The organism is Methyloceanibacter sp. (genome assembly GCF_051306395.1).
Taxonomy (GTDB): Bacteria; Pseudomonadota; Alphaproteobacteria; order Rhizobiales; family Methyloligellaceae; genus Methyloceanibacter.
Map to the genome: position 1 here is coordinate 1 of NZ_JBPPND010000175.1, position 9316 is coordinate 9316.

12 protein-coding genes and 1 pseudogene are annotated in these 9316 nt (G+C 62.9%); 4 read left to right on the plus strand and 9 right to left on the minus strand.

The window, feature by feature from the left end; genetic code table 11:
• Positions 1-552 (plus strand): annotated as a pseudogene (locus tag ACSLE4_RS08975) (ABC transporter ATP-binding protein); the annotation flags it as partial.
• A 58-nt stretch (positions 553-610) separates the two neighbouring features.
• Here ACSLE4_RS08975 and ACSLE4_RS08980 read toward each other — a convergent pair.
• From ACSLE4_RS08980 to msrB, 6 genes are all read right to left on the minus strand, one after another.
• A complete protein-coding gene (locus ACSLE4_RS08980; protein WP_435904121.1) occupies positions 611-1219 on the minus strand; it encodes a superoxide dismutase in 609 nt (202 codons plus the stop codon).
• A 348-nt stretch (positions 1220-1567) separates the two neighbouring features.
• Positions 1568-2122 (minus strand): isochorismatase family protein, encoded by a 555-nt coding sequence (locus tag ACSLE4_RS08985; protein ID WP_435904122.1) that lies wholly within the window; start codon positions 2120-2122, stop codon positions 1568-1570.
• Between the two features lie 63 nt (positions 2123-2185).
• Complete coding sequence (locus ACSLE4_RS08990; RefSeq protein WP_435904123.1) at positions 2186-2554, minus strand: DUF5615 family PIN-like protein; 369 nt, start codon at positions 2552-2554, stop codon at positions 2186-2188.
• Entirely contained in the window at positions 2551-2781 is a 231-nt protein-coding gene (locus tag ACSLE4_RS08995; protein ID WP_435904124.1) for a DUF433 domain-containing protein, read from the minus strand. Before ACSLE4_RS08995 ends, ACSLE4_RS08990 begins: the two co-directional genes overlap by 4 nt.
• Positions 2782-2801: 20 nt before the next feature.
• Positions 2802-4922 (minus strand): S9 family peptidase, encoded by a 2121-nt coding sequence (locus tag ACSLE4_RS09000; RefSeq protein ID WP_435904125.1) that lies wholly within the window; start codon positions 4920-4922, stop codon positions 2802-2804.
• A gap of 26 nt (positions 4923-4948) precedes the next feature.
• Positions 4949-5380: a peptide-methionine (R)-S-oxide reductase MsrB gene (gene msrB / locus ACSLE4_RS09005; RefSeq protein WP_435904126.1), complete on the minus strand. Its 432-nt coding sequence runs from the start codon at positions 5378-5380 to the stop codon at positions 4949-4951.
• Positions 5381-5846: 466 nt separating this feature from the next.
• Between msrB and ACSLE4_RS09010 the strand changes: the two genes are divergently transcribed.
• Both ACSLE4_RS09010 and ACSLE4_RS09015 read left to right on the plus strand, forming a co-directional pair.
• A complete protein-coding gene (locus ACSLE4_RS09010; protein WP_435904127.1) occupies positions 5847-6254 on the plus strand; it encodes a MucR family transcriptional regulator in 408 nt (135 codons plus the stop codon).
• A gap of 225 nt (positions 6255-6479) precedes the next feature.
• Entirely contained in the window at positions 6480-7028 is a 549-nt protein-coding gene (locus ACSLE4_RS09015) for a PAS domain-containing protein (RefSeq protein ID WP_435904128.1), read from the plus strand.
• On the opposite strand, the gene ACSLE4_RS09020 is transcribed toward ACSLE4_RS09015, so the two are convergent.
• Positions 6961-7359, minus strand: a complete 399-nt coding sequence (locus ACSLE4_RS09020) for a hypothetical protein (protein WP_435904129.1) — start codon at positions 7357-7359, stop codon at positions 6961-6963. The genes ACSLE4_RS09015 and ACSLE4_RS09020 overlap by 68 nt on opposite strands.
• Before the next feature lie 454 nt (positions 7360-7813).
• Between ACSLE4_RS09020 and ACSLE4_RS09025 the strand changes: the two genes are divergently transcribed.
• Positions 7814-8068 (plus strand): DUF6456 domain-containing protein, encoded by a 255-nt coding sequence (locus ACSLE4_RS09025; RefSeq protein ID WP_435904130.1) that lies wholly within the window; start codon positions 7814-7816, stop codon positions 8066-8068.
• Between the two features lie 11 nt (positions 8069-8079).
• On the opposite strand, the gene ACSLE4_RS09030 is transcribed toward ACSLE4_RS09025, so the two are convergent.
• Complete coding sequence (locus tag ACSLE4_RS09030; RefSeq protein ID WP_435904131.1) at positions 8080-8523, minus strand: SufE family protein; 444 nt, start codon at positions 8521-8523, stop codon at positions 8080-8082.
• Between the two features lie 195 nt (positions 8524-8718).
• Positions 8719-9126 carry a DUF5330 domain-containing protein gene (locus ACSLE4_RS09035; protein ID WP_435904132.1) on the minus strand — a complete coding sequence of 136 codons (408 nt, stop codon included), beginning with the start codon at positions 9124-9126 and terminating at the stop codon, positions 8719-8721.
• Between the last annotated feature and the right edge of the window lie 190 nt (positions 9127-9316).

Consider the following 9316-nt stretch of genomic DNA (forward strand, 5'->3'; position numbering starts at 1 on the left):
ACCCGCGATGCGCCGCATATCCTCATCCTCGACGAGCCGACCAACCATCTCGACGTGGATGCGCGCGAGGCGCTGGTGCAGGCGCTGGCGGCCTTCGGCGGCGCCGTCGTCGTCGTCAGCCATGACCGGCATCTCTTAGGCTTGATCGCCGACCGGCTGCTGCTCGTGGCCGACGGCACGGCGCGGGAGTTCGACGGCAGTATCGAGGACTATCGCGATCAGGTCCTGAGCGCGGGCTCGGGCAAGGGCGGCAATGGCGCGGACCCGTCCCAGAAGATCAGCCGCAAGGATAAGCGCAAGGCGGCGGCGGACGCGCGGGAACGCGCGAAAGCGCTGCGCAAGACCGCGACCTCGGCGGAAGCGGAAATGAAGACGCTGTGGCGGAAGCGCGACGAGATCGATGCGCTGCTGACCTCGCCCGACGCCGCGGCCGGCGAGCTGATGAAGCAGCGCGGCGCGGTGGAGCGCGATCTGGCGGCGGCGGAAGCGCGCTGGCTCGAGGCGAGCGAGGCCTTCGAAGACGCGAAACAGGGCGGCGAAGCCGACGCTTAAAACGCGAAACGGGCGGCCGCTTCCGACCGCCCGCCAGAATCGCATCTACGGCGAAGCGCTATTTGTTCGGCGCTTGCGCGTACATCTGCTCGACATGCTCCCAGTTGATGAGATTGTCGAACCAGGCTTCGAGATATTTCGGCCGCGCGTTGCGGTAGTCGATGTAATAGGAGTGCTCCCAGACATCGCAGCCGAGCAGCGGCCAGCCGCCATGCACCAGCGGGTTCTCGCCGTTCAGCGTCTTGGTCACTTCGAGCTTGCCGTCCTTGTTCAGGGTGAGCCAGCACCAGCCCGAGCCGAACTGGGTCTTGCCGGCCTCGATAAAGGCCTCGCGGAACTTGTCGAAGCCGCCGAGATCGCGGTCCATCAGCGCCAGGATCGCGCCCGGCACCTTCTTGCCGCCGCCGTCCTTCTTCATCCACGGCCAGAACTGGATGTGGTTGAAGTCCTGGGCGGCGTTGTTGAAGACGCCGGCGTTCTTGCCGAAGCTCTTCTTGACGATGGTCTCGAGGTCCTTGCTCTCGTAGTCGGTGCCTTCGATCAGCTTGTTGAGGTTGTCCACGTAAGCCTTGTGATGCTTGTCGTGGTGATATTCGAGCGTCTCGGCCGACATATAGGGCTGAAGCGCGTCGTATGCGTAGGGTAGGGGTGGGAGTTCGAATGCCACGATGGGTCTCCGGGGGATTTTGAGTGGGTGAAAGTAGGAAAGACCGCTGAAAGCTAAAGGTTCCCGGAAACCGAAGCAAGGCGGCACGCCGCGGTCGCGAAGTCCTTGCGAAAGCGGCGGAATTGGTTGTCTTGGAATCGGGGTGGGCGTGGAGCCCCTGAACTCCACGCCCGGTGCCGAGGAAGGTTCGCTACATCAGTTACAGGGATCTGACACCGTGGAGAGTGCGTCTTTCCACCTGAACGCAGCATGAACCGAAAGTGCAGGATCCGTTCAGGAAGCGAGGCTTTGTCATCGTCCGCTTTCGCAAGGTATGACGGGACAAGGGGCGGTCAGGGGGCGCAGTTCTTATTTTATCAGCGCCTGGAGCTGCTTGAACTCGGGCGTGCCAGCACGCTCCATCCACTCGAACAGCACCATCTCGCTGTCCACGACGTCCACGCTCGATTTCTGTAAGCGCGCGAGGCCGAGCTTGCGGCTCGCCTTGGCGCGCGAGCCCACGGCGTCTGCCACCACGAAAGCCTCGAAGCCTTGGGACTCCAGATCGATCGCCGTCTGCAAGACGCAGACATGAGCCTCGATGCCGCCGATCACGACTTGCGAGCGCCCATGGCGGCGCAGCTCGTGCAGCCGGTCCTTCAGCATCTCGTTGCGCATGCAGGAGAACTCGGTCTTGTCGGCGATGAAGCCGTCATTGGCGAAGGCGTCGCGAATAGAATCGTGGGTCGGGCCCAAGCCTTGCGGATATTGCTCCGACACGGTGATGGGAATGTCGAGCTTGCGGGCGGCCTGCACGAGCCGGACGCAGCGGTCGACCACCCGGTCCTTGCCGGAAATCGCGTTCAGGAGCTTGTCCTGGACGTCGACGATGAGGACTTGGGACTTATCGCGGGAAAGCAGCATTGCCGGCACTTTTGCATAGATGGCGCGGGTCCGCCTAGGCGTGCCGCGCGACACGGAGCCTTTCTAGCTGAACGGAAGCCGCCGAACGCGCATGCGAGTCGGCTCCAACACGACCACGCTACCTTGCTGTAAGAGCGGTTCCATGGCCGACATATTGGCCATCAGGAGTGCGAGTTGTCGCTCGGGCCGACGTTCTCCGCCTCGCCGAAAGAGAACGATGGATGGTTTGGATGTCTGACGTGATGCGAGTAGGGCGCTGAAATCGGTGTCTGCGGACACTAGCACGCGATCTTCTTCCGCAGCGTGGTCGAAGACGGCCTGATCACTTGCTGCCTGCATGCCATAGTCAATTACGTGTACCGCGTCGTGGCCTTGCTGCCGCAACCCTTCTGCAACCGACGGTGAGAGTGCGTTATCCACGAGAAACTTCACGGAATGGCGAGCGGCAACTCACGTTCGCCAACGGCCTCAGCGGCGAATTGCAGGGCCTCGCGAATGTCCTGGCGTTCAAGGTCGGGATAGGCCCCAAGAATCTCTGCCTCGGTCATTCCTTCGGCTACTAGGCCCACCACCGTCGCGACGGGAATACGCTGGCCGCGAATGCATGGCACACCACCCATTTGGGCCGGGTCAACGGTTATGCGGGCAAACTTCGTCATGCTTATTTCCTAGCACATATTTAGTCCCTCGGCACTGGCGAGTCCGAGGATGCGTCCAGGCCTGCAACCTTCAACGCAAAAGCGTAAGAGACCGCCACTTCCTTCAGCCGCTCGAAACGGCCCGATGCGCCCGCATGGCCCGCCTCCATATTGGTGCGGAGCAAAATGAGATTGCCGCCGGTGTCGGCCTCTCGCAGCTTCGCCACCCATTTGGCCGGCTCCCAATAGGTCACGCGCGGGTCCGTCAGCCCCGCCAGCGCGATGATGTTGGGATAGGTCTGTCCCCGCACATTGTCGTAGGGCGAGTAGGCGGCGATGGTGCGGTAGTCTTGCGCGCTCTGGAGAGGGTTGCCCCATTCGGGCCATTCGGGCGGGGTCAGCGGCAAGGTCGCATCCAGCATGGTGGTGAGCACATCCACGAACGGCACTTCGGCGATGATGCCGAGAAACAGGTTCGGCGCCATGTTGGCGACGGCGCCCATCAGCATGCCGCCGGCACTTCCCCCGTGTGCAATGATGCGGCCGCGCGAGGTGAATTTCTGCTCGGCGAGATACTCGCCCGCGGCGATGAAATCGGTGAAGGTGTTCACCTTCCTTTCGCGCTTGCCGTCCTTGTACCAGCGATAGCCCTTCTCCTTGCCGCCGCGAATATGGGCGATGGCGTAGACGAAGCCGCGGTCGACCAGCGACAGCGCGTTGGTGTTGAAGCCGGCCGGCATGGTCATGCCGTAGGCCCCGTAGCCGTAGAGCAGGAGCGGCGCGGTGCCGTCGAGCGCCGTCTCCTTGCGGTAGAGCAGCGAGATGGGAACCGTCTCGCCGTCTTTCGCGGGCGCCATGACGCGGCGCGTGACGAAGAGCGACGGGTCGTGACCGCTCGGGACCTCTTGAGTCTTTCGGAGCGTCCGCTCGCGCGTCTCCATGTCGTAGTCGAAGACTTGCGCCGGCGTGGTCATGGACGAGTAGGTGAAGCGCAGTGTGCGCGTGTCGTATTCGTAGCCGTGTGAAAGCCCGAGCGCGTAGGCCTCCTCATCGAAGGCGATCTCGTGCTCCTCGCCGTCGGCGAAGCGGCGGATGACGATGCGCGGCAGGCCGTCCTCGCGCTCCAGCCGCACGAGAAAGTCCTTGTAGGCGACGACATCGAGGATGAGCCGGCCCGGCCGGTGCGGCTCGATCTCGCGCCAGTTTTCGGGCGAAGGGCTGTCGGCGGGCGCCTCGACGATACGGTAGTCCTCGGCGCCGCCGGAATTGGTGAGAATAATGAGGCGGGCGCCATGGTGCTCGACGGAATAGTCGTGCTCCGCCTCGCGGGCCGCGACAAGCCGCGGCGCGGCGCCCGGATCGGCCGCGTCGATCAGGCTGACCTCCGCCGTCTCGTGATCGTGCACGCCGAACAGCAAATATTTGTGGTCCTGGGTGGCACCGATGTCCAGGAAGTAGCCGGGGTCGGTCTGCTCGTGGATCAGGCGATCCTTGCCTTGCGCGCCGGCCCTGTGGGCGAACAGCTTGCGGGGCCGGTGCTCCTCGTCGAGCCACACATAAAGAAGCGTCTTGCTGTCGGCGGCCCATTGGAAGCCGCCATTGTTGTCGGTGATCTGCGCATCGACCAGTCTGCCGGTTTCCGCCTCGACGATGGTGACGGTGTAGAACTCCGAGCCCTTGGTATCGACGGCATAGGCGACGAGCGTGTGGTCGGGGCTGTGGGCGACATTGGCGATGCGGAAATAGGCATGGGGCGCGGCGAGCGCGTTGCCGTCGATCAGGATCTCTTCCGTGCCGCCGCCGCGTGGACGCCGGCAGAACAGCGGGTGCTGTCCGCCCACCACGTAGCGCGTGTAGTAGTCGAAGGCGCCGTCCGGGGCGGGCACGCTCGAATCGTCCTCCTTGATGCGGCCCTTCATCTCGGCGAACAGCGTCTCTTGCAGCGGCTCGGTGTCCGCCATGACCGCGCCCGTATAAGCGTTCTCCGCTTCGAGATGCGCCCGGATGTCCGCCGGCAGCACGGCGGGGTCGCGCATCACCGCCTGCCAGTTGTCGGCGCGCAGCCAGGCGTAATCGTCCTCGCGGGCGATGCCGTGATGGTTCGAGGTCGAAGGACGGCGGGCGGCCAGCGGCGCTCGCGCGGGAAGATGCTGTTCGTTCATGCCTTGGATTGACGTGCGGCTAGAGACTAACCGGAGGTCTTGCCGCTCCCGGCATCGGTGTCAAGTTCGAGGGCGCAGCCATTGATGCAATAGCGCAGGCCGTTTTCCCCGGGACCGTCCGGGAACACATGCCCCAGATGCGCATCGCAGTTAGCGCAGCGGACCTCGACACGCCGCATGCCGAAGGCGTTGTCCTCATGGGTCGTCACCGTGTCCGCGGCGGCGACGTCGGTGAAGCTCGGCCACCCGGTGCCGGAGTCGAACTTCGTGTCCGAGCTGAACAGGGGCGCGCCGCAGCACACGCAGCGATACATGCCCTCGCTCTTCTCCGCATGATAGGGGTGGCTGAAGGCGCGCTCGGTGCCCTGCTCGCGGGTGACGTGGAATTGCTCCGGCGTCAGCTTGGTGCGCCAGTCCTCGTTCGATGTGGTCTTCTCGTTGTTCTCGGTTTTGCTCATGGTGACCGCACTCTCGGTTTCGTCTGTTCTGGTTCGCAAAGAATATAGGTGACCTGAAGTTTCCCTCTAAGAGGTGTCTCCTTGCTTTCACGCAGGCTTGATGGAGAAACGCGCCGCCTCAGACTTGTGTGTGGTGGCTGGCTGCAAGTTTCGATCACTTCATGCGCCCAAGGAACGGTGCAGGCTAAAGAAAACGCGTCACACCCTCAAATTCCACCGGTTAGCGTACAGTCTTCGCGAGAAGAGGTCCGTTGCAGTTTTGTCGAAAGATGATATAGAGGCAAATCAGCAAAGCATCATTGCGCTGCATGCTCATTAGTTGCGTAACATTGTAGTTTTCGGCCACAAAAACGGCGTATTCTGGTGACTTTAAGAAGTCACTTGAACCTGGGAGACGCGCAGGCTGCCACGGATTCGTGGTCTGCTTCGCTCAAACGGGTATTGGGCAGGATCAAGGAGCCACTTCATGGACGCGAATCTGGAAAAAAACGAACTCGTTGAACTGACCGCCGAGATTGTCTCGGCTTATGTCAGCAACAACACCGTTGTGGCCACGGACCTGCCCGGCGTCATCCACAATGTGTACGATGCCTTGAGCAAAGCCTCCAGCGCGGGCGGCCAGCCGGCCAAGGAAGAGCTGAAGCCCGCCGTCCCGGTCAAGAAGTCCGTGACGCCGGAGTTCATTATCTGCCTCGAGGACGGGAAGAAGTTCAAGTCGCTGAAGCGGCACTTGCGGACTCATTACGATCTGTCCCCGGAAGAGTACCGCGAGAAGTGGGGTCTGCCCCACGACTACCCGATGGTCGCGCCGAACTACGCCGCCGCGCGCTCCGATCTCGCCAAGCGCATGGGGCTCGGTCAGCGGCGGCGCTAAAAGCGCATAATCGGCGCTTCGGGAACGCATGATCGGGCGACGATTCGCCCACGATAACGCCACGGACACATCCTGCCGCCCGCCTCCCGCAAGATCGGGGGGCTGCTGCTGCGCGCGGCACAAGCTATTGCGATTCCTAGAGAATTTTAGACCTCTCCTTGCATGTGACAGGCGAACGCCACATAGTCAGTAACGGGCGATTCGCGGGGATAAGGGGGGGATGAAATGCTGTCCGATTGCGCCTTTCGGGCTCAGTTGGCGATCCAGGGACAGCGTGATCTCTTCGACTATTGGCTGCACTCCGCCGGCGAGCGGCCCATCCCGGCACGCGCCGATCTCGACCCTCTTAAAGTCCCGCGACTGCTTCCGTATTTGGGTCTGATCGATCTCCGCGAGGGGTTCGACCGGGGTCTGTTCCGGCTGGCGGGCACGCGGCTGCGGGACATCTACGGCAAGGAAATCACGGGAAAGCGCCTCGGTGAGGTGTTCTCCGGCACGTGCGCGGCCTATTGGCGCCGCATCCACGACCGCGTCGCCAAGGAAGGTCTGCCCGCCCATGGCGTGGTCCGCGGGCCGGCCGAGGGGCGGGATCATGTGCTCTTGTTTTGGTTGCGCTTGCCCCTGTCGGACGACGGGGTCCGGGTGGACAGGATTCTTTGTCACGACACGACGGGCCCGGGCGATAGGGCGCACGTGCCGGCGGAATTCACGCTCTACCGTTATCCTCCGGCCCTGCCTCCGGCCGTTCAGGCGCGTCAGACCCAGTACGGGTAGGACGCGCAACGGCCGGCGCGAGATTGGCCAACTCGCCCTTGTAAGCGCTGAGCAGACCGAGATGCCGGTTCAGGTCGTAGCTCCAGTGATTGGCGCGGGCGCGGCGCCGTTCCGCACGCAAGGCGCGTCGCAGCTTCGCCAGCAGATGAAGCCGTCCGGCTTCCATCCGGTCCTCGATCTCGTGGGGCCATGGGGCGAGCAACCGGGGCAGATCGCGCGACCTGCCATAGACCGCGGCGCTTGCGGTGATCGACCTGCCGAAAATGCGCTTTGCCGCGGAGCCGGTGCGGCCCAGTCGCGATGCCGTATGGCGTCGTTTGTCTCCAGACATTGGCTTTGGGTCCTGATGCTTGAGGGGTGCTCAGCATGCACCCGGCAGCGGGGTCCGAGACTTTGGCGGGGATTGCGGATCTTATCCCCGCCCTCGAAACCTGCCGTACAATGCGATCACCTCGTCCTTTCGAAGGGGCGTTCTCATGAGGCGTTCGTGATGGCGGGACGGGGTGCGGCGCCTGCGGGTCTCTTCCGCAATGAGACCTCCGGGCGGCGCCGGAGCCACCCCCCGGGGCTACTACGAGCCCCCGCGAGAAGCTCGCTGGGATTTGCTCTCGCGCAACTCGCCGCTCGGCCCGAAGCGCACATAGCGCTCAAGTAGGCCGGAGGCCGGTAGCGTAGAGAACAATGAGAAGCGGGGCCCGGTGCCGACCAACGCCGCAAATGAGCATGCGCGAGGGTTCGCGGCTTGGGCGCATTTTTGATGCGCTACCGCTTCGCTGCTTGAGCGCGTGTGGCGCGCCCCCGAGATCTCCGGCGTGCTTGTCGATATTTGCTGCGAGTTGAAAGGGCTCGAAGAGGCCGAGAAGGCGAATGGCTGGCCGCAGCGCGCCGGCAAGGTCGTGCTGCAGATCGCGCTCACCCGGCTTGCCAAGCACTACGGTCTGATCGCGGAGGCGCGTCATCGCCAGCGGGGATTGCGTCACTGGGGTGAGGCCGACTACCGGCCGCGCATCGACGGGGTGTGCGAGGAAGACCGGTCCTGAGAGACCGAAACCTAGTTCGCCGCCGCCTTGGCCGCATCATTTTGAATGCGCTTGACCATCGCCATGAGACCATTGGAGCGCTGCGGTGTCAGATGCTCTTTGAGATGAAGCTCGCCCAGCGTCTTGGTCGCGTCGATGTCCAAGATCTCATCGGCGGTTCGGCCGGAATAGATCGCGAAGAGGATGGCGATCAGGCCGCGCACGATGTGGGCGTCGCTGTCGCCGATGAAGGAAAGGCGCGGGCTGCCGTCGCGATGCACGGTGGTCGAGAGCCAGACCTGGCTTACGCAGCCTTCCACCTTGTTCTGGGCATTTCGCTCCGCATCCGGCAACGGCTTCAGCTTCCGGCCGAGCTCGATGACATATCGGTAGCGGTCTTCCCAGTCGTCGAGAAGTTCGAAGTCGGCGAGAAGCTCGTCGAAGGCCGGGATCTGGGTGTCCGTCGCTATATCCATAGGTTCAATATAGTCCGCGATGCGGCGACCTGCGACTGGCCTTCGTTAAAAAGAAAGGGCGCGCAGGTTGGGAGGGAAAGGGCAGGAACCTTCCCAACTGCGCGCCCCGATTGGCAGGCGGGGGGCTGCCAAGCAGTTTTCTTTTTCAGCCGGGCGCACGGATACGCCCGCGGCAGTCGCTGGGAGCCGGGCGGCTTAGACGCCGGGTCCGCCCCAAGCCGCTTCGCGGTCCTCGGGGCTGAGTGTGTCTTGAGTTGCGGTCGGGCCCCAGGTCGCGGGCTCCATCGGCACGGCCGAGGGGACCGGCATCACGGAGCCGTCGCCCGGCATGGCCACAGGCTCGGAGAAGCTGCCGCCAAGAGAATCGGTCTGACCTTCGACCAGAGCCATCATCATCTGAGCGCCATACTGGGCCTTCTGGACCAGGACGGTGAAGGCGTCTTGACCCGTGGCGCAGGTCTGCGGATTGCGGTCGCAGAAGCTCACCACGTCATTCACGGCGGCTTGCGCGGTGCCGTAGATCTGGTTCTGCTGGCCTTGATCGGTTGGGACCAGCAAGACGAGGATCAGCAGCCAAAAGGCTGACCTAAGCAGGAACATCATTGGTTTGCCCTCTCTGTTGACTGCGGTTTGTATTCCGCATTTTTTCTGCATTCCCCTGCAGATCGGAGCACTATAGCTCAAATGAAATAAAGGACCTTCACTGCAATCAATAAAGTTTGAAACGAAAATTCCACTCGATTCTAATATTCACACGATTTGGACTTTGGTAATACTTGTTTCAAATTCATCG